Genomic DNA, 21,198 nt, shown 5'->3' with positions numbered 1-21,198 from the left:
ATTCAAATTTCAAAAAACGAAAGGGATATGAGAAATTACTTAATAGAAGATTTACCACAATATTTTGAAGACTATAAGAAGTCTATCAAAAATCCTAAAAAATTCTGGGATAAAGTTGCAGATCAAAACTTCGTGTGGTATCAGAGATGGAGCAAGGTTGTTAAGTACGACATGAATGAAGCGAAGATCACCTGGTTTAAAAATGCGAAACTCAATATTACCAAAAACTGTCTCGACAGACACCTTACCATAAGAGGAGAAAAAACAGCAATCATCTGGGAACCCAACGATCCTAAGGAAGAAGCTCAGCATATTTCTTACAACGAATTATACACCCGGGTGAATAAAACTGCCAATGTTTTGCGTGATATGGGTATTGAAAAAGGAGACAGGGTCTGTATTTATCTTCCTATGATTCCTGAATTGGCTGTTACGATGCTTGCCTGTGCAAAACTGGGAGCTGTACATTCTGTTATTTTTGCAGGATTCTCAGCTTCAGCAGTGGCTTCAAGGGTCAATGACTGTGAAGCAAAAATGGTTATCACATCAGATGGAAGCTACAGAGGCAATAAAGTTCTGGATCTGAAAAGCATTGTAGATGATGCGCTGGAAAAAACGCCGACCGTGGAGAAAGTTCTTGTGGTAAAGAGAACCCACAACGAAATTACCATGAAAGAAGGAAGAGATTACTGGATGACCGATCTGTATGAAAAAGCTTCTCCTGATTTCGTTACTGTCATTATGGATTCTGAAGATCCTCTTTTTATTTTATATACTTCCGGATCTACAGGAAAACCTAAAGGAATGTTGCACACCTGTGCAGGCTATATGGTTTACACCGCTTACACCTTCAAAAACGTCTTCAATTATAAAGAAAATGATATTTACTGGTGTACAGCAGATATCGGATGGATCACCGGACACTCCTATATTCTTTACGGGCCGCTGTTGAACGGTGCTACTACAGTGATCTTTGAAGGCGTTCCTACTTATCCGGAACCAGACCGCTTCTGGGAAGTGATTGAAAAACACAAGATCACTCAGTTTTATACGGCACCTACTGCAATCCGTTCCTTAGCAAAAGAAAGTACAGAATGGGTAGACAAACATGATCTAAGTTCTCTGAAGGTCATTGGCTCAGTAGGTGAACCTATCAATGATGAAGCATGGCACTGGTTCAATGACCATGTTGGGAAGAAAAAATGTCCGATTGTAGATACATGGTGGCAAACGGAAACAGGAGGAATCATGATTTCACCGCTTCCTTTTGTAACGCCTACAAAGCCTACTTATGCTACCCTTCCTTTACCAGGTGTACAACCTGTTCTGATGGATGATAAGCGCAATGAAATCACAGGAAATCAGGTAACAGGAAATCTTTGTATCCGTTTTCCATGGCCCGGAATCGCAAGAACCATCTGGGGTGACCATCAAAGATATAAAGAAACTTATTTCACAGCTTTCCCTGGAAAATATTTTACAGGAGACGGAGCTTTGAGGGATGAAGTGGGCTATTACAGAATTACCGGGCGTGTAGATGATGTAATTATCGTTTCAGGACATAATCTTGGAACAGCACCTATTGAAGACAGCATCAATCAGCACCCGGCTGTTGCAGAATCCGCCATTGTAGGTTACCCTCATGACATCAAAGGAAATGCGCTGTATGGCTATGTAATGCTTAAAGAAACCGGAGAAGGACGTGATAAGGAAAATCTTAAAAAGGAGATCAATCAGTTAATTTCGGATCAGATCGGACCCATTGCGAAACTGGATAAGATACAGTTTGTTTCCGGGCTTCCGAAAACACGTTCCGGAAAGATCATGCGTAGAATTTTGAGAAAAATTGCAGAGGGCGACTTCAGTAATTTCGGAGATATCAGTACGCTTTTAAATCCTGAAATTGTAGAGGAAATTAAAAACGAAAGAATTTAAATTTAATCAATTTTTTAACCAATAGAAGCCCTGGAAGTTATTTTCAGGGCTTTTTATTTTAGAACAAGGAAATTATCAGGAGATGGAAACGAATATTATCCAATTGTTAAAATTAAACACCCGTTCAATAATTATTCTTAAATATTACCTATATCTATTGAAAACCAAATATTAATTAACAAATTATATTGACTCAAATGCAATGATAATCAGAAAATTATTACTAACTTTAATGGGAACTTTAAAACCAATTAACTATGTCACATATATTAGCTGGAGTATTTGGTCATCACAGCGACTACAAAAAACTGGAAAGTGATCTGGAAAATTCAGGATTCGGAACTTCAGATTACATTGTATACCTTAATGATGGTTCCGGTAATTCCCAATATTTGGCAAGTGTTACCGTTAATGATCTTACTCAGATTGACCTTGCACGGAATGCATTTGTTCAGAATGCAGCATTGAAATCCTACTTATTTGAAAATATGAACATCAATGAAACCAATTACGATACCATCAAAAGGTATATTGATGCAAGAAACAGAGCTGAAATCCACAGCAGCCCTGATATTAAAATCAAAACATCAAGTGACGGTATGAATTCTGAAGTCAAATTCTAATCGATATAAAATCTAATAGCCGAAGATCCGTAGTGTATACTGCGGATCTTTTATGTTTGAAAAAACTAAAAAATTTCGTATTTTCGTCTAATTATAGGCATGTGCACAAATGAGCTACGATTTAGAACAAGAGAATAAAGAGATCCTTGCCAGATATAAGGACCTGATCTCTAATACATACAGAACATTGGATGAGGAAAATAATAAGCTCATCCGAAAGGCATTCGATATCGCGCTGGATGCCCACAAGGATCAAAGGAGAAAATCCGGAGAACCTTACATCTACCACCCTATTGCTGTTGCTAAAATTGTAGCAACAGAGATTGGTCTGGGTGCTACTTCTATTGCCTGTGCACTTCTGCACGATGTGATTGAAGATTCTGATTATACCTACGAAGACCTGAAAAAAATCTTTGGTGAGAAGATTGCCAATATCGTGAATGGATTGACGAAAATTTCCATCATGAACCATCAGAATATCTCTGTACAGTCTGAAAACTACAGAAAACTCTTACTGACATTATCTGAGGATTTCAGGGTGATTCTGATTAAAATTGCAGACCGTCTCCATAATATGAGGACGCTGGAAAGCATGGCTCCTGACAAGCAGAAAAAAATTGCTTCGGAAACGGTTTACATCTATGCTCCAATGGCTCACCGTCTTGGATTGTATAATATCAAATCTGAGCTGGAAGATCTTTCTTTAAAATATAATAATCCCGAAGTCTATAACGAGATCACGGAGAAGTTGGAACTGGCCAAGGAAAGCCGTGAAAGATATATCGAAGAATTTAAAAAAGAAGTATCTGAAAGACTTCATGAAGAAGGCTTAAACTTTAAAATCAAAGGCCGCGCGAAAGCTATTTCTTCCATCTACAGAAAAATGCTGAAACAGGGAGTTTCCTTTGAAGAGGTTTTTGATAACTATGCGATCAGAATTATTTATAAATCGGATGCAAAAAATGAAAAATTTCTGGCGTGGAAGATCTACTCTATCGTTACGGATGTATACCACAGTAACCCTTCCAGAATGCGTGACTGGATTACCCAGCCCCGTTCTACAGGATATGAAAGTTTACATTTAACGGTTTTAGGCCCTGATAAAAAGTGGATTGAAGTACAGATCCGTTCGGAAAGAATGGATGAAATTGCTGAGAAAGGAGTTGCTGCACACTATAAATACAAAGAAGGTTACAAACAGAGTTCTGATGACAGAAATTTTGAAAAATGGGTAACCGAGATCCGTGAAGTACTGGAACAGCAGCAGAATCTTTCCACCTCGGAGCTTCTGGATAACATTAAGCTTAACTTATATTCCAAAGAAGTATTTGTCTTTACGCCAAAAGGAGAAATTAAAATCCTTCCGACCAATGCTACCGCTCTGGATTTTGCCTTCTCTGTTCACTCCGATCTGGGAATGAAATGCTTAGGTGCCAAGATCAATGGAAAACTGGTTCCTATTTCCTATATCCTTCAAAACGGAGATCAGGTAGATATTCTTTCGTCACAGAATCAGAAGCCTAAATCTGACTGGCTGGAATTCGTAGTAACATCGAAAGCCAAATCCAAGATTAAAAGTTATCTGAACTCTCAGAAAAACCAATTGGTGGAAGAAGGAAAAGAAATTCTGCAGAGAAAACTTCGTCATGCGAAAATTAATTTTAATGATGAAGAAATTAATAAACTGCAAAAGTTCTTTAATTTAAAATCATCTCAGGAGCTCTTCCTTAAATTCCAAAGTAATGAACTGGATGTAAGCAGCCTGAGAAAATATATAGAAAGTAAAAACGTATTCAACAATTTACTTTCAAGATTTAGAAAATCGCCTAATAAAAGTCAGCATTTCGAGGATCTGAAAGAGGAAAACCTTGACATGATTGTCTTTGGGAAGGACGAAGAGAAGCTTAACTATACGTATGCAAAATGCTGTACCGTAATTCCGGGAGACAAAATTTTCGGATTCATCACGATTTCAGACGGAATCAAAGTGCATAGTGACAACTGCCCGAATGCCATCAATCTGAGAGCTCAGTACGATTATCGTGTTATTCCGGCCAAGTGGGTGAATGCAGAAAGCTTCAAAAACAGAGTAAAAATTGAAATTGAAGGACTGGACAGAATGGGTATGATTAATGATATCACGACTGTCATCAGTGGAAGTATGGGGATGGATATGAAAAGTATGTCTATTGAATCCAACAATGGTGTTTTCACAGGAAATATCAACCTCGAAGTCAAAAATAAAGGTCAGTTAGAAGAGACCTTTAAAAAACTTAAAAATATTAATGGTGTTTCCAGAGTGAGACGGGTACAATCTTAAACATGAATTTATCTCTTTATTTTAAAAAATTTTTCAACAACAGTCAGTCCTCAGGAATTATTCTTATTTTCTGTGTGCTTATTTCATTGCTTATTGCCAATTCGTCTGCTGCAGAAAACTTTCAGCATTTTTTAGACCAGGAAGTGGGCACTCATCTTTTTGGGTTGGAATATCCTGTCAGCATCTGGATCAATGACGGATTAATGGCAGTTTTCTTCCTTCTGGTAGGCCTTGAAATAAAACGTGAATTGGTAGAAGGCGAACTTTCATCCTTTAAAAATGCCTCCCTTCCTATTTTTGCTGCGGTAGGAGGAATGCTTATTCCGGCAGTAATCTACAGCATTTTCAATACAGGAACGGAATACAGCAATGGTTGGGGAATTCCTATGGCAACCGATATTGCATTTTCTCTGGCTATCATTTCGATGTTAGGTAAAAAAATTCCTAATTCTATCAAGATATTTTTAGCGGCATTAGCTATTGTAGATGACCTGGGAGCGATCCTCGTGATTGCGATTTTCTATACGGAGCAAATCCACTGGAGCTATCTTCTCCTATCTTTTGGAGTGACTGCCCTACTTTTTATTTTAAACTTTTTAAAAGTAACCAAAACAATATTTTATATCATTCCGGGATTATTTTTATGGTATTTCCTTCATCATTCCGGAATTCATGCTACGATAGCGGGTGTTTTGCTTGCATTTTCCATTCCTACCAATGCTTCGAATGTAGAAATTTCACCATTGGAAAAGCTGGAGCATCAGCTTCATATTCCGGTAAGTTTTCTCATTATGCCCATATTTGCTTTAACGAATACCAATATTACTTTCTCCAGTGAAATGGTCGCAGGAGTGACAAGTACGTTAGGTCTGGGAATTATATGTGGATTGGTATTGGGTAAGCTGATCGGGATCAATTTATTCTCATTGATTGCCATCAAATTAAAACTCAGTTCCCTGCCTCAAAACAGTAACTGGTTACAGATGATTGGTGTAGGATTGTTAGCCGGAATCGGGTTTACGATGTCCATTTTTATTGCATTGCTTTCCTTCAAAGGAGAAATTCCGATTCAGGATGAAGCGAAGTTTGCCATCCTGATTGCGTCTTTTATCGCTGCCATTGCAGGATTTACCATACTTAGCGTAAGCTCAAAAGAAAACCCTGAACTGGAAGAGAATTAATCTTTCTTCCGGTTCTCCAATTTTCTTTTATGTTCCTCATCACTATCAAAGTCAGGTTCAGTAATCTGGGTGTGATATCCTGAAGCTTCCTTCTCAATCTCATCAGACAACAGCTTTTCTATTCTGAGTTTTCGGATCGCCATATTCAGCTCATTTCCGAATAAAAGGAGATATACATTGACATTCACCCAAACCATCAGCAGAATCATGCTTCCTATAGACCCGTAAAGAACGTTATATCGGGCTATATCTTTTACATAAATAGCAAAAATATACGTTGTAACCACAAATAGTACCGTTGTCAGAATGGCTCCCGGAACCGCTTGTCGGAATCTTGTAATCTTCACAGTACCCAGCCAGTAAAATAAGGTCAGAAGTATAAAGTAAAAAAGCGGGAAAGAAACAAACCCGATAATCTTGGAAAGGTTGTCTACAAGCCACGTTACATCATAAGCCGGAGTAAAAAGCTTCATTACAACCTCTGCGTAATACACTCCAAACAGTGTTAAAAAAACGATGGTAATAAAGCCTATCGTGATAAAAAATGAAAGAATAAACTCTTTTACATCACTTAATTTTTCATCTGTATTTTCATTAAAACCATTAATTAGGGAAAATGTACCATTGGTCGCAAAAATAAGAGCCAGAAGAATGGTCAGGTTACTGATTCCTTTCATATTCGGAATGATATTGCTTACAATGTATCCTTTCACGTCTCCTTCCATGTTGGAAGGGAAAACATTATGCATCAGTACATCAAAAATATAAAACTGAAGCTCATCATATAGCGGCATATGAGGCAGAACAGAAAGCAAAAACAGAATAAACGGAAAGAGACTTATGGTAAAACTCCAAGAAATAGCAGCCGCTTTTCTTCCAATTTTTCCTTTAAAAATCCCGGAGATATAGATCTGAAACATCTGCCAAAGCGATATTCCTAAAACAGGAATATGGATGCTGTCAAAAAACTCTTGAATCTTTAAAATAAATTTAGGAACCTTTACACTCATCGATCTGTTTGTCTTTATACAAAGGTAGGGGAATTAAATTAAATAGGGAAAAGATATAAGGTGATAGGTGGCAGGAATTAGATAACAGGTCGCTGATGTTAGGTAGCAGGGATTAAGGGAGAATTTGAGAGTGGGAGGACTTTAGAGTTTAAACTAAAAAACTTACAACCAAAAAACCAGCAACAAATTAACTGCGAAACCCTATCTTTGCCATCTGAAAATTCTTACAATGCGAATCAGTTTACTTTGTATCGGTAAAACAGATGATAAGGAAATTACCTCTTTAATCAATTATTATCTCAACCGTTTACCCAAACACTGGAATTTTGAAATTACAGAAATTCCGGATGTAAAAAATGCCAAAAACCTATCTCCTGATCTTCTTAAAAAGGAAGAAGCCAAGTTATTCTTAAACCATATTGATAAAAACGATCTGGTAGTGATTCTTGATGAAAAAGGAAAACAGTTTACCAGCCGGGAGTTTTCTCAGAAAATTGATACCTGGATGAATTCCTCCGTAAAGAAAATACATATTCTGATTGGAGGAGCTTATGGCTTTTCTGAAGAGATCTACAGTAGAGCGAATGAAAAAATGTCTTTATCGAAAATGACTTTTACCCACCAAATGATCCGTCTGTTTATTGTAGAACAGCTTTACCGTGCGGACCAGATTCTACAGGGAAAACCTTATCATAACGATTAAAAAAAGAGTCTCCCGAGAATGTCATTCTGACGAAAGAAGAATCTCACCAATACAATTTATGAGATTCTTCACTCCATTTCTGAGCTACGTTCGCAGCCTTTCAGTCTGTGTTCAGAATGACAAAAGCCAAATAATTTGACTTTTGAGACAACTTATCTCTATTTCAGACTGATCTGTCTCTTTGCTTCACCTACCACAAAAGCAACAGAATTAGCAATATTAAAGCTCCTGATGAGTTTCGACATAGGAATGGTAAGATGATTTTCAAACAGGTCCAGGACCTCTTTACTCAGTCCCACACTCTCCTTTCCGAAAACCAACCAATCTCCATCCTGAAAGTCCGTTTCAAGGTATGATTTTTCGGCGTGTGAACTCATTAAAAATACTCGTGATACATCAGGAATTACTTTAATCCATTCTTTTACATCTGCATATTCAGAAACATCGAGATGTACCCAATAATCCAACCCGGAGCGCTTCAGGTTTTTATCATTAATTACAAATCCAAACGGATGAATCAGGTGTAATCTGCTTTCAGTTCCTACACATAATCTTCCAATATTTCCAGTATTATTAGGTATTTCGGGTTCTACAAGAACAATATTCAACATCTTTCTATCTCTTTTCGTTTTTTTAGTATGGACTTTTTAGTATGGATTTATTTAAATGATTGGGGTAGAGTGTTTTTTAATTTATTTCTTTACACATTTAGCATAAGAATCAGTCAGGACTGCTTTTTCATAGCCTAAAGCAACTGCTTTATCCAGATTTTCACAAGCTTCTTTAATTTTGGATGTGTCCATGAGAATCATAGCCTTGCTCACATAAGATTGGGCAAATTTCGGGTCTATGGAAATTGCTTTGTTGGCATCTGTAAGAGCTTCTTTATATTTTTTCATTTTAAAATAGACGTCTGCTCTCCCATTATAAAGCAGTGATTCCGGTTTTTCAGAAAGAAGTTTATTATAATCTTTTAAAGCTCCGTCCAGGTCACCATTATTTTTTTTCAGATTGGCCAGTCCTGTTTTTGCAAAAAGATTGTCAGGAGCAAAAGTCAGAATCTGATTAAGGTCTTTGATGGCCAGGTCTTTTTTCCCCTGACTGTCATAAATTTTGGAACGTGTAAGATACAGATCCGGAGTTTCAGCATTTACCTGAAGTCCTTTTTCTATATATTCCAGGGCTTTTACTTTATTTCCTTTCTGACTGTAAAGCGACGAAAGATTAACGTATACAGAAACCGACAGCGGATTTGCTTTCAGGGCAGAATCGTAGGATTTAAAAGCCTGCGTCGTTTTTCCAAGCCTTCTCTGAGCTGTTCCGAGATAATCGTAATATTCTGATTGAAATTTTTGGATCTGTTCTTTTTCTGCCAATTTTAAATACTGCTCTTCTGCACATTTATAATCAGCTTTTTGAAAACATTCTTCAGCCAGTTTTTTATCCTGGGCATAGAAATTTAAAGAAAAACAGAGGGAAATTACTACTAGTAAAGTTTTTTTCATGAAGTTATAGTTTGTTTGTTGATCACTTTTTTGGCGAGTGCACCAAATATCACTCCCAATAAAGATCCAACAAACGCCCCCACCAAAATATCTATCGGGAAATGCACTCCTAAATATATACGGCTGTAGGAAACCACTATAGCCCATACAAATATAGCATATGGAAACCATTTAAGCTTATTTTTTAATAAAATACTTAAAAAGGATGCCAAAAAGAATGTATTGGAAGCATGAGCAGAATAAAATCCAAACTGTCCACCACATTTCACAATTCTCATGTGATGCTCTAAAGTAGGATCATGACACGGTCTCAGCCTTGCCACACCATATTTGAACACACTGGCTAACTGATCAGAAACCGTTGCTCCAATAGCCAAAAATATAAGGATAAAAACTAATGATCTTAGTTTGTGGTTTTTATATAAAAAATAAAGAAATATAATATAAAGAGGCACCCAGATCCAGGTACTGGAAATCAGCATCCAAAACTGGTCGAAAGATGAATCGCCCAAATTATTAAGGTAAAGAAATACCTTCTTATCCTCCTGAATGATTTCCTCCATACTTATCTGCTTACAGGTCCTTCGTAAGTCTCATCATCTGCAGGCTTCGGTTTTGGAGGCTCATTGGAAGCAAAAGAAGAAGGTTCCGTCAGAATATCTTTCTGAATATCATTCATCGGGTTGAAATCCTTTGCAGCATCTTTTACCTTCTCAATCTCACGTTTGATTTCAGAAACAGGATTATCTGTTTCCTTCATGATTTCAGTTTTGATATCTTCTACTGCTCCACGCATCTTTCTAACGCCTGCACCTAAGTCACGCGCAATCTGGGGCAGCTTATCCGGACCGAATAATACAACGATTGCAATGGCAATGAGTGCCATTTCTCCAATGCTTAATTCCATGGTGTAAAATTACGAAAGATTATTGCATTTATAGACTGTAAACTAAAAATTTAAACAAATTTTAAGATTTTATAATGAAGTTCAGGATTCAAGGTTCAAGGTTTAAAGTTCAAGGTTTAAGGTTTTTTAGACGGGTTGCGGGTTTTGAGATTACTTTTTTACGTGGGGCGAGTTGCTCTTTCTTTTTATTACTGTTTACCCACAAACTTTAAACTAAGAACCTTGAACCCTAAAACTCTTCCACTCTCAAACTTAGCTACCTAACATCTGCAATCTGCAACCTACAAACCCGACATATCAATTAACAAATATTTAATTCAAAATAGTGAGAATTAAGCAGCGATTATGTATATTTATAATGCACAACCAAACAAATATTAATTATGAAAAAACTAGTGACTACTTTTAAAGTTTTCGCCGTGTTATCGGTAATGGCACTCTACAGCTGCCAGAATGAAAACAATGAAATGAACCAACAGGAAGCTGTTCAGGCTAAGACAACCATCGATGAGCTGAAAAAAGAAATTACTCCTTCGTCTTCTCAACTTATTCCTGAAGCAGTACAGCTTCAACTGAATGAATCCACCAAAAATCTTGAAACGTATTTAAAAAATGATTTACAGATTGTGGGAGTGGCTGTATTGGGAAAAATTTCAACCCAACAAGGGGTAGAACTGTCTAAAAAACTGATTACGGATAAAGATCAGTTCATTGCTTCCGGAAATATTTCGGATCCATCCTCTGTAAAAATCGGAAAAATTGGAGATTTATATCATGGTGAGGATTTAACAATCGCCCAACAAGGATTAAAAGAAGCCATCACCGGAGAAGTAAAAGCGGGCACCCAGGTTATGGAAGTAACATGGAACGGCAAAAACGGAAAATTTACCACCTTATGTTTTTATGGAGATTCAGGAATTATCTGGGACAATATCTTCGGAGGACTTGTGATGATGGATACCCGAGGAAATTCAGAAACATCTGACAGAGAAGCTTCAAAAGTAGCTTCTACATGGTATAAACAGTGGTGGACAGCCAATTGGCTTTGGGGTTCTAAACGAGGTGAAGCCGGATATAAGATTACCATTTATTATTCAGGATCCACCGTTTCCAATGCAGATGTAAGTGATTGGGGCTATATAAGCTTAGGGAAAGCAAAAAGCGAAAGTAAAATAACTAAAAAGACAGGAGCTTACGGGCAATGTCGCTATGCACTGGGGCTTTGTACACCAACAGGTTCTTTAAGCTTTAACTCCACTAATTTCTCTGTATCATTCTCCGGATTAGGCAGCAATATTGTAAGTAACGGGACAAAATCCCTTTATCCATAGCTATTTTCATAAAAATCAGATTTTAATCAAAACGGGAAGCTCAGTGAGCTTCCCGTTTATTATATTTTATAAGTCTTACCAGATTCTGACTTTTGACTTCAACGCTTCTATCGCATTTTCTTTAAGCCCAAAAGTATTAATCAATATTTCATAGAGCTGTATATCATTTTCTATCGTTATAGATTCCTTTTCACCATCACGAGTCCGGATATTCAGCACATGGTCTGTATAGGTATAACGAGCATTCTCATCTACTTTTGAAAGAATCAGTCTGTTCTTAAAATGAGAATCCGGATGAGTAGACAAATACCAGTTGGAAATATCAAGGTCAACAGGTACTACATTTTCAGGAGTAAATCGATACACAGGAAGCCACTGCTCCTTCCACATCCAAAGCGTATAGGTTTCTTCTTTATGGGAAACTTTAAACATTCCGTTGGGTGTCTGCTGCTGCTCTTCTTCATTTAAAAGTACAGGTGCAGTGAGCGTGGCTGTTCCAAATCCACAATCTACTACATATTGATCTCCATCAAAATCGACAATAAGCAAAAGATGCGTCTGTGCAGCAATACTATCCTCCTGCCTTCCCCACACTACCCTTCCAAGCTGAAGCTTTACATTGAAACCTAATGTTTTTAAAACTTCACTTAAAAGCAGATTCTGTTCATAGCAATATCCGCCTCTGGATTCGATCACCAGTTTTCTGAAAACATCATCTACATTCAAAGAAGGCACTTTTCCAGTATAAGAGTCTATATTTTCAAATGGAATATATTTAGGATGAAGCTGATGTATTTTCCTCAATGTTTCCATGCTCAATTCAGGAGTTCCGGAGAAATGAATCCGTTCCAAATACTTTTCCAGATCTGATGTATTCATAATTTGGTTTTTTGTTTCAAAATAAATAAAAAAGACTTGTAAAATTATTGAAAGATAACCCGAAAATCAATTATAGTTCATCAATAGAACTATGACTTGTGAAAATCCTTTTCCGAGGTTACATCAACTAAATTTTTATTTTTTTTCTGAAAAGCAGAATAAGTAATTACCACACTGACCGCCATTAAAATAAATGCTAAAAAGAAAGGTGCCCCTGAAAATTTGAACGGTGCTTCATCATGCGTGAAATAGTAAAATAAATTAGTCATCATCGGAGGTCCTATAATGGATGTAGCACTCATTAAACTCGTTAATGCTCCCTGAAGTTCTCCCTGTTCATTGGAAGGAACACTTTTCGTGATGACAGACTGTAAAGCCGGTCCGCAAATTCCTCCTAAACAGTAAGGAACCAGAAACACAAACATCATCCAGCCTTCTGAAGCAAAGGCAAACAATAACATTCCTACTGCATAGAAAGCCAATCCGTAATAAATACTTTTCTGCTCTCCCAGTCTGGGCGTTGTATATCTGATAAGCCCGCCCTGTACAAGACCTACCAGCAAACCTACTACTCCCAATGAGATTCCTACCATTCTTTCTGTCCAGCTGAACTTATACATAGTAAAGAAACTCCAGTTACTCTGTACAGCGTGACCTGCAATATAAATCAATATCAACGAAACAATAAGACCTGAAATTTCAGGATGTTTCCCCAGAAATTTAAATGAGCCTATTGGGTTGGCACGTTTCCAGTCGAATTCTCTTCTTTTATCTTTATCCAAACTTTCAGGAAGGATAAAATAACCGTAAAGGAAATTAAGTAAGCACAGACCTGCAGCAGCATAGAAAGGAACTCTTGCTCCATAATGCCCGAGAACTCCGCCCAGAACAGGCCCAATGATAAATCCAAGACCAAAGGCTGCCCCTATCAGTCCAAAATTCTTGGCACGGTCTTCATCAGTGGAAATATCGGCAATATAAGCACTGGCCGTAGTGACACTTGCTCCTGTGATCCCTGCAATGATTCTTCCTAAAAACAGCCACCAGATCGTTGGAGCCAGCGCAAGGAAAATATAATCGATTGCAAATCCGAAAAGAGAAATCAGAATGATGGGTCTTCTTCCGTATTTGTCACTAAGATTTCCGACTAACGGAGAGAATATAAATTGCGTAAATGCATAGGCAAATCCAAGCCAGCCACCATATTTTGCAGCTTCACTAATATCTGCATGAATAAGTTCCTCAATTAATTTAGGAACAACAGGGATGATGATTCCCCATCCCGTAATATCGATCAGTAAAGTAATAAATATGAAGCCTATAGCTGCTTTTTTCTTTGAATTTTCCATGATGGTGCAAAATTAATCAAATCTGAAAAATAATGATTCTAAATTATCAATAGTTAATATGTATACTAAAAAAAGTAAAGCAATACGAGCACGAACAGCTGACCACTATTTGGACTTTGATTAAAAAAAAGGCCGTTTCTTTCGAAACGGCCCTTACTAATTTATTGTAGTTTGTATTACTTAGAAGCGAGTTCTTCTTTAGCAGAAGTAGATTTTCCATGTACCTCTTCTTCTTTTCCAGTCTTAAGGAAGTCATAAGCAATTGCAGACGCCACAAAGATGGATGAATAAGTACCAAATCCAATACCGATTAGCATCGCAAACATGAATCCTCTTAAGTTATCACCTCCGAATATGAAGATCGCAAGGATCACCAAAATCGTAGTGAATGAAGTGTTGAATGTTCTACCCAACGTACTTGAAATAGAGTCATCAAACAGACCAGCTAATGTTAAAGATTTTTTCTCTCTCAGGTATTCTCTGATTCTATCGAAGATAATTACGGTATCGTTAATTGAGTATCCTAACACAGTAAGAATCGCAGCAATGAAGTCCTGATTGATCTCCATGTTGAACGGCATATATTTGTGAAGCAATGAATAGGCTCCTAAAATAATTACCGCATCGTGGAATAGAGCAGCAACCGCTCCAAGAGAGAACTGCCATTTTCTAAATCTTACCAGGATGTAGATGAAGATCATTGCTAATGCAGCTAATACCGCATAGATACCGTGAGTCTGGATATCATCAGCAACAGAAGGTCCTACTTTCTCAGAAGAAATAATTCCCGCGTGGTCTTTATCAGCAGATTTGAAATCTTTCAATGTAGTTCCTGCCGGTAAGTTTGATTTTAAACCTTCGAATAATTTCTGTTCGATAATCTGGTCAGCCTTTAAAGATTCATCCTCGATAAGGTAATCTGTAGAGATCTTTAATTGTTTATTGTTTCCGAAAGTCTTAGCTTCCACAGAAGAGTTCTTACCGTCTTCAGTTTTGAATAATGCTACTAATTTTTCTTCAACATCTTCAGCTTTTACATCTTTATCAAATCTTACCACATAGTTTCTACCACCGGTAAAATCAATACCATATTTGAAACCGTGTGTTGCGATTGAAATAATACAAATAACTGTAAGAACAGCAGAAACGATGTAAGCATATTTTCTCTTTCCGATGAAATCGATCCAGGTATTTCTGAATAGGTTCTTCGTAGCCGGAGTCCAAACAGAAAGTCCTTTTCCTTTATTTAATCTTGAGAAAATCATTACTCTTGAAAGCAATACAGACGTAAATAATGTCATTAAGATACCGATCATCAACGTCAATGCAAAACCTTTAATAGGCCCTGTTCCGAAGAAGAACAATACAACTGCCGTTAAGAAAGTCGTAGTGTGACCATCGATAATCGCATTTAATGCATGTTTGAAACCATCTTTGTAAGCTTCAAGAATACTTTTCCCAGCGAATAATTCTTCTTTAGTTCTTTCATAAATGATAACGTTCGTATCCACCGCTACTGCCATGGTAAGAACGATACCCGCGATACCTGGAAGCGTAAGGGTAAAGTCACCCGAATCCATAATACCGAAAATATAGAATAAGTTTATCACCATCGCAATTACCGCGTATACACCAGCTCCACCGTAGTAGAAAATGATATAAACAATGATAATAGCAAATGCAATGATAAACGACATTAAACCGGAATCAATAGCCTCTTGTCCTAAAGATGGACCTACAACGGTAGCCTGAACTACTTTTGCACCTGCAGGCAATTTACCAGCACCTAACACATCTACCAGTTCTTTAGCTTCTTCCTGAGAGAAGTTACCAGAGATCTGAGTTCTACCGTTAGGGATAGCATTTACAACGTTAGGAGCTGTGTATACTCTGTTATCAAGAGTTACGGCAACTGGTTTTCCAACGTTTTTCTCAGTTAATGTTTTCCATTCTTTTGCTCCTTTAGAGTCCATCTGCATATCTACCACTACTCTGCTTAGTTCATCGTAGCTGATGTTTGCAGTTTCTACAGCACCGTCTACCGGAGCTTTCTGGTTAATGTTACCTCTGATCGCATACAATACTAAACTTTCAGTATCGGTAGCTTCAGGTTTGTAACCCCACATGAACTGAGTATATTTAATGTTAGCCGGACGTAAAGACTGACCTACTTTGCTGTTTAAAATTTTGTTTACAACTGCAGTATCGGATAATTTTACGTTAGCAACACCGTTTGTTCTTAATTTGTCAAGCTGTAAAAGGCTCATGAAGTTCACATTCTTTGCCACTCCCATAGAATCTCCTTTTGCAGCAACCATAGTTGTCAAAGTCTGGAAATAAGGTGCAATTTCAGGAACCTGCTGTACTTCCCAGAACTGAAGTTTTGCAGAAGTCTGAAGCATTTTCTTCACTTTATCGATGTCCTTCATACCAGGCATTTCCACAGAAATTCTCGCTGTACCAGGTACTCTCTGAACGTTTGGCTGGATAGCTCCAAGTTTGTCAATTCTCGTTCTGATTACCTCGAAAGCTGTTCCTACAGATGCATCGATTTTTCTTTTAACAATGCTTTTCACCTGCTCATCAGGTGTGTTGTACTTCACCTCAGTAAGGGTTGTATTTCCGAAAATTTCCGGATCCGCCAACTTAAGATTTGCCCCTTTAGCTTTGTTAATTACATCGAACTGCTCAAAGAAGTTGTCGATGTAAGGTTTAGTAGAATTCTTCTGTGCTTCATCAGTTTTGTTTAAAGCCTCAATAAGAACAGGATTTGTAGAATAATTGGTTAAATCATTCACAAGATCTCTTTGGTTGATTTCCAAAAGAACGTTGATCCCTCCTTTCAAGTCAAGACCAAGTTTCATTTCCTTGTCTTTGGCTTTAGTGTAATAAAGTTTTGTGAATCCTAAATTCAAAGTATCCTTAGAAAGTCTTGCGATTTCTTTTTGATACTTCTCCGGATTGTCTCCTGCAATAGCAGTTGCCTGCTTTTCAATTTTGCTGGCGTACCATGTTGGTAATAGCTCGTTTAAGCAAATCAACCCTAGTACAATAGCGACAATTGTAATAAGTCCTTTTCCTTGCATTTTGTTATAACTACGTTAAATTAAGTCGGCAAATATAATGATTTTCTTGTATTTTATGAATTTTTAACAACAGAAATGGTTTATTTCCAGATATATTGGTATCGTGATTTCTATTTAAGATTTAACAATTTTTTCATACTATCATAATGAAGTCTTCAAAATCGATTGGTATAAAATTTTCATTTACTTTTCCAACACACTAACTCTCAAAATATTATGAAAAAATTACTTTTTAGCATCAGTGTTTTTTCTTCCTTAATTGTTAATTCTCAAAGCATTAATTTGGAAGAATTTGTGACAGGACTTACCAGCCCTGTAGAGATTACGAACGCCAATGACAGCCGCCTTTTTGTGGTTCAACAAGACGGCATCATTAAAATTATTCAACCCAATGGGACTATTAACACAACCAACTTTCTGAATATCGGATCAAAAATTACTTTCGGCGGTGAAAGAGGCCTTCTTGGTCTTGCATTTCATCCTCAATACTCTACCAACGGGTATTTTTTTGTGTATTACAACAACCTTTCAGGCAATATTATTGTTGCCAGATACAGTGTGAGTTCTACAGACCCAAACGTAGCAGATCCTGCTTCTGAAAAAATACTGTTGAATATTCCCAAACCATTCGACAATCACAATGGAGGAAGCATTCATTTTGCTCCTGATGGAAAGCTTTGGATCATCACCGGAGACGGAGGAAGTGGTGGTGACCCGAATAATAATGCCCAAAATAAAAATGTTTTATTAGGGAAAATGTTGAGAATCGATGTGGATGCTACCGGCCCTTACAATATTCCGCCAGACAATCCTTTTGCCGGAGCCGGAGTGGATGGTGCAGACGAGGTATGGGCTTATGGTCTTAGAAATGCCTGGAAATTTTCTTTTGATCTGACTACAGGCAATGCTATGATTGCGGATGTTGGACAGGGAGCAATAGAAGAAATCAACAAAATGCCCATTACTACAGCCGGATTAAATTATGGCTGGCGTTGTTATGAAGGAAATAATGCTTACAATACAGCAGGATGCGCTGCACAGTCTACCATGGCCTTCCCTGTTGCTGTATACAACCATTCTGGCGGGAAATGTTCTATCACAGGCGGCTACGTCTATAGAGGAAGCCAATACCCGTCACTTCAGGGAAAATATTTCTTTGCAGATTATTGTTCTTCTCAGATCGGAATGCTGGATACCAATAATACCATTACTTGGACGACTCCTTATTCCGGAAATAACTTTTCTACTTTTGGAGAAGATTATCAAAAAGGATTGTATGTCGCAGATTTGAGCAATGGAAAAATTTTCAAAATATCTACAGGAACTTTAGGAACTAATGAAAATACTTTAGGAGCAGTAAAGGTCTATCCTAATCCTGCTTCAAAAGAAATTTTCATTGATGGGGTAAAAGATAAAAAAGCAACTCTGGAAATCGTCAGTGCAGAGGGAAGAAAAGTGATGGAAACGGATCAGATTATTAATGGCAAAGCAATTAATATCTCAGGGATACCTGCCGGAATGTATTATATTAATCTAAAATCCGGGGAACTGAAATCATATAGTCAGAAATTGATTATTAAATAGTAGTAGCTGGTTTTAAACGCAAACGAAACGCTAAGGCTTTTAAATTCTATAAAAAAGGGTGGCAAAGGCTTTTCAACAAGCAAAAAACATTGGACTACTCTAGACACCTTAATACAATCTTAATGTTTCAAAAAAGTTTAAACAAGTTCAAAACAAACCCACGGGTCTATAAAAAAGCGGTTCAGAATTGAACCGCTTTTATTTTATATAGTCATTGAGAAAATCCTGGTTTCAGGTTTGTTTCTCATCATCCTCAGGTCAAAAACCATGGCTACATTCCTTGTGAATGCTCTTCCGGCTTCTGTAATTTTAACTTCAGTTCCATTGATCTCAACCAAACCGTCATTTTCCATTTCTTTCAGCATTTCCAGCGCATTGTCAAGCTCAGGGAAAGAGTTATTAACATCAAAAGTGGTTTCAAGCTGACACATAAGATTCAGAATATGTCTTCTTACCGTAAGATCCTCATCGCTCAGAACGTGTCCTTTTACAACAGGAATCTCACCTTGTTCAACCATTTTCTGATATTCTTCCACTGTTTTTACATTTTGGGCAAAAGCATACCATGAATCTGAAATAGCAGACATACCAAGCCCAACCATCAGCTGGGTTTTACTAGAGGTATACCCCATGAAATTTCTGTGTAGTTTTTTATGAATCAGAGACTGATAAAGATCATCATGCTCAAGAGAGAAGTGATCCATCCCTACTTCAATATATCCTAAATCCTGAAGAAGCTTTTTTCCATCTTCATACAAACGGCGTTTTTCTTCTCCACTTGGAAGGTCATTTTCATCAAATCCTCTTTGTCCGACACCTTTCACCCATGGAACGTGTGCGTAAGAATAGAATGCCAGTCTGTCCGGTTTCAATTCCATAGTCTTTCTGATGGTATGTTCCATTGCTTCCCAATTCTGGTGCGGCAATCCGAAAACCAGATCATGGCTGATTCCTCTGTACCCTATTTCCTTTGCCCATTCTGTAACGTTTTTCACATTTTCAAAAGGCTGGATTCTGTTGATAGCTTTCTGAACTTTAGGATCGTAATCCTGAACTCCAAAGCTCACTCTTCTGAAACCAAGGTCATATAAGGTCTGAAGATGTTCCTTCGTCGTATTGTTTGGATGCCCTTCAAAAGAAAATTCAGGGTGCTCTGCAATGTCTACCGATGAAAAGATCCCTTCCAGTAATGTTCTTAAATTCTCAGGAGAGAAAAAGGTAGGAGTACCACCTCCCAGGTGTAATTCTTTCAGTTTAGGTCTTTCGTTGAAAAGATCAAGATATAGTTTCCATTCCTTTAAAACACTTTCCAGATAAGGTATTTCAACACTATGCTGTTTGGTAATACGCTTATGGCAAGCACAGAACGTACACAATGCCTCACAGAAAGGCAAATGGATGTAAATAGAAATTCCCTCCTCTGCATTGCTTTCATGAAAAGACCTGATTACCGTTTCTTTCCATTGTTCCGGTGAGAATGTTGATTCATCCCAATATGGAACGGTAGGATAAGAAGTGTAACGCGGTCCGGGAATATTATACTTATCTATTAAAGAGTTCATTTTGAAAATTAAAATTTTATAAGGGTATGAAATTTAACATAATTAAAATTCCACCCTACAAAATTAACCATTAGTTATGAATTTTAACCTATGAATTATATTAGGTTCTATTTTATAATGAGTCTAAATACGTATGATCAGGCTTTTGGCCAATAGTGATAAATTCTATTCCTGCTATTTAAAATTTTAATTTCATCACCGCAATTCTGTTATTTCCTGCAAGAACCACATGGTCAGCATCAATCCACTGGCAGACAAAGAAGCCTTTTTCATCAGAAATCTTTTTCCAGGTCTTCCCAAAATCTGAGGAATAGCTGATATGTTTGTCGCCTACCGCAATGATTTCTTTTCCTTTTGATCCCGGTTTTATTTTCACACAGGTGGTATATCCCGCATTCTGCCCTGAAGCCTGAATCTGCCAGGTTTTTCCTGCATCATTTGTCGTTGCAATATTATTGATATTAGCATCCTGTTTGGTATAATCTCCTCCTGCTGCTATTCCGAAACGGTCTTCAAAAAAATCAATGGAATACATTCCCTGGGAAGATTCTCCTTGTATGATTGGGGTACTGAACACTTCTATTTTATCATCTTTCAGGTTCATTCTTAAGATTCTTGAAGCTTTTCCTCCAGTCGCAATCCATAAGTATTTTTTAGAGGATGAAATATTGGTATTGCTGGCGGCAAAAGCAGCTTCGCCATCATTTAACGTTACATTATTTTTAAACATGTTCCATTTCCCATCCTTATATACCGCTAGTTTCAGCAGGTGATCTTTATCTGCGTCACTGAAGGTATAGGCAAGTTTATCATTCACGAAATGCAAAGCATCATAAAACGCTGTTTTTGCAGTATCTTTAAAAATCACCTGTGATTTCAGATCTTTTTTATCAATTTTGAAAAAACGTGCCGGACTTTCAATATTGATTGCATAGAAAGAAGTTTTATTCTGTCCTAGTGTTCTGAACTGAAGTTTTTCTTCAGATAGCCTGACCTGTTTCTGGTTTTTATAGTCTTTAAGATCTACAAACCCGAATTTGGAATCCGTACCGCTGTACCATACTTTGTTGTCATATAGTTCAAGAGCCCTGATACTGATTTTATCGTTAAGAATGGTTTCAAGGCTTTCCACCTGTTGGGAAAACGCTGTAATTCCTACGGACAGGAATACAATGGAAAAAATATTTTTCATAGTAATAGTATTGTGACAAAAAAAACCGCCG

General features: G+C 37.4%; 17 protein-coding genes. 7 read left to right on the top strand and 10 right to left on the bottom strand.

All coding sequences use genetic code 11. From position 1 onward, the window contains the following. The first annotated feature begins 27 nt into the window (after positions 1–27). The 4 genes from acs to nhaA all read left to right on the top strand — a co-directional run bounded on the left by acs (position 28) and on the right by nhaA (position 6,059). Complete coding sequence (acs, locus tag DEU39_RS01110; protein WP_120230602.1) at positions 28–1,935, top strand: acetate--CoA ligase; 1,908 nt, start codon at positions 28–30, stop codon at positions 1,933–1,935. 257 nt (positions 1,936–2,192) lie between these two features. Next, on the top strand, positions 2,193–2,558 hold the full coding sequence (locus tag DEU39_RS01105) for a hypothetical protein (protein ID WP_062670722.1): 366 nt from the start codon (positions 2,193–2,195) through the stop codon (positions 2,556–2,558). Positions 2,559–2,667: 109 nt separating this feature from the next. Beyond that, the gene (locus DEU39_RS01100; protein WP_062670724.1) at positions 2,668–4,878 is read left to right on the top strand and encodes a RelA/SpoT family protein; all 2,211 of its coding nucleotides are present in this window, start codon (positions 2,668–2,670) and stop codon (positions 4,876–4,878) included. Between the two features lie 2 nt (positions 4,879–4,880). After that, positions 4,881–6,059: a Na+/H+ antiporter NhaA gene (gene nhaA / locus DEU39_RS01095; RefSeq protein ID WP_079241208.1), complete on the top strand. Its 1,179-nt coding sequence runs from the start codon at positions 4,881–4,883 to the stop codon at positions 6,057–6,059. Here nhaA and DEU39_RS01090 read toward each other — a convergent pair. Continuing rightward, the gene (locus DEU39_RS01090) at positions 6,056–7,069 is read right to left on the bottom strand and encodes a YihY/virulence factor BrkB family protein (protein ID WP_062670728.1); all 1,014 of its coding nucleotides are present in this window, start codon (positions 7,067–7,069) and stop codon (positions 6,056–6,058) included. The two genes, nhaA and DEU39_RS01090, sit on opposite strands and share 4 nt — an antisense overlap. A 229-nt stretch (positions 7,070–7,298) precedes the next feature. Between DEU39_RS01090 and rlmH the strand changes: the two genes are divergently transcribed. Beyond that, positions 7,299–7,772, top strand: coding sequence for a 23S rRNA (pseudouridine(1915)-N(3))-methyltransferase RlmH (gene rlmH, locus DEU39_RS01085; RefSeq protein WP_062670730.1), 474 nt, complete (start codon positions 7,299–7,301; stop codon positions 7,770–7,772). 158 nt (positions 7,773–7,930) lie between these two features. On the opposite strand, the gene DEU39_RS01080 is transcribed toward rlmH, so the two are convergent. The 4 genes from DEU39_RS01080 to DEU39_RS01065 all read right to left on the bottom strand — a co-directional run bounded on the left by DEU39_RS01080 (position 7,931) and on the right by DEU39_RS01065 (position 10,184). Then, complete coding sequence (locus tag DEU39_RS01080) at positions 7,931–8,383, bottom strand: tRNA (cytidine(34)-2'-O)-methyltransferase (protein WP_062670732.1); 453 nt, start codon at positions 8,381–8,383, stop codon at positions 7,931–7,933. Between the two features lie 81 nt (positions 8,384–8,464). Beyond that, a complete protein-coding gene (locus DEU39_RS01075; protein WP_120230601.1) occupies positions 8,465–9,277 on the bottom strand; it encodes a tetratricopeptide repeat protein in 813 nt (270 codons plus the stop codon). Further along, on the bottom strand, positions 9,274–9,840 hold the full coding sequence (locus tag DEU39_RS01070; RefSeq protein ID WP_062670736.1) for a phosphatase PAP2 family protein: 567 nt from the start codon (positions 9,838–9,840) through the stop codon (positions 9,274–9,276). Before DEU39_RS01070 ends, DEU39_RS01075 begins: the two co-directional genes overlap by 4 nt. 2 nt (positions 9,841–9,842) lie before the next feature. Continuing rightward, on the bottom strand, positions 9,843–10,184 hold the full coding sequence (locus DEU39_RS01065; RefSeq protein WP_120230600.1) for a twin-arginine translocase TatA/TatE family subunit: 342 nt from the start codon (positions 10,182–10,184) through the stop codon (positions 9,843–9,845). A gap of 383 nt (positions 10,185–10,567) precedes the next feature. On the opposite strand from DEU39_RS01065, the gene DEU39_RS01060 reads away from it, so the two are divergent. Continuing rightward, positions 10,568–11,515, top strand: coding sequence for a hypothetical protein (locus DEU39_RS01060; RefSeq protein ID WP_120230599.1), 948 nt, complete (start codon positions 10,568–10,570; stop codon positions 11,513–11,515). A gap of 75 nt (positions 11,516–11,590) precedes the next feature. Here the strand turns inward: DEU39_RS01060 and DEU39_RS01055 are convergent, their stop codons facing one another. The 3 genes from DEU39_RS01055 to secD all read right to left on the bottom strand — a co-directional run bounded on the left by DEU39_RS01055 (position 11,591) and on the right by secD (position 16,829). Next, a complete protein-coding gene (locus DEU39_RS01055; protein ID WP_120230598.1) occupies positions 11,591–12,394 on the bottom strand; it encodes an arylamine N-acetyltransferase family protein in 804 nt (267 codons plus the stop codon). A gap of 89 nt (positions 12,395–12,483) precedes the next feature. Further along, positions 12,484–13,743 carry a TCR/Tet family MFS transporter gene (locus DEU39_RS01050; protein ID WP_120230597.1) on the bottom strand — a complete coding sequence of 420 codons (1,260 nt, stop codon included), beginning with the start codon at positions 13,741–13,743 and terminating at the stop codon, positions 12,484–12,486. Between the two features lie 176 nt (positions 13,744–13,919). Then, positions 13,920–16,829: a protein translocase subunit SecD gene (gene secD, locus DEU39_RS01045; protein ID WP_120230596.1), complete on the bottom strand. Its 2,910-nt coding sequence runs from the start codon at positions 16,827–16,829 to the stop codon at positions 13,920–13,922. Between the two features lie 216 nt (positions 16,830–17,045). On the opposite strand from secD, the gene DEU39_RS01040 reads away from it, so the two are divergent. Then, a complete protein-coding gene (locus DEU39_RS01040) occupies positions 17,046–18,413 on the top strand; it encodes a PQQ-dependent sugar dehydrogenase (RefSeq protein ID WP_120230595.1) in 1,368 nt (455 codons plus the stop codon). A gap of 203 nt (positions 18,414–18,616) precedes the next feature. On the opposite strand, the gene hemN is transcribed toward DEU39_RS01040, so the two are convergent. Together hemN and DEU39_RS01030 are read right to left on the bottom strand one after the other, a co-directional pair. After that, entirely contained in the window at positions 18,617–19,975 is a 1,359-nt protein-coding gene (gene hemN / locus DEU39_RS01035) for an oxygen-independent coproporphyrinogen III oxidase (RefSeq protein WP_062670747.1), read from the bottom strand. 178 nt (positions 19,976–20,153) lie between these two features. Next, positions 20,154–21,167 (bottom strand): WD40/YVTN/BNR-like repeat-containing protein, encoded by a 1,014-nt coding sequence (locus DEU39_RS01030; RefSeq protein WP_120230594.1) that lies wholly within the window; start codon positions 21,165–21,167, stop codon positions 20,154–20,156. Positions 21,168–21,198: the final 31 nt, after the last annotated feature.

It is taken from the genome of Chryseobacterium sp. AG363, assembly GCF_003610675.1.
Taxonomy (GTDB): Bacteria; Bacteroidota; Bacteroidia; order Flavobacteriales; family Weeksellaceae; genus Chryseobacterium; species Chryseobacterium cucumeris.
The sequence above is the reverse complement of the archived record's forward strand: the minus strand, read 5'-3'. Positions and strand labels throughout refer to the sequence as shown.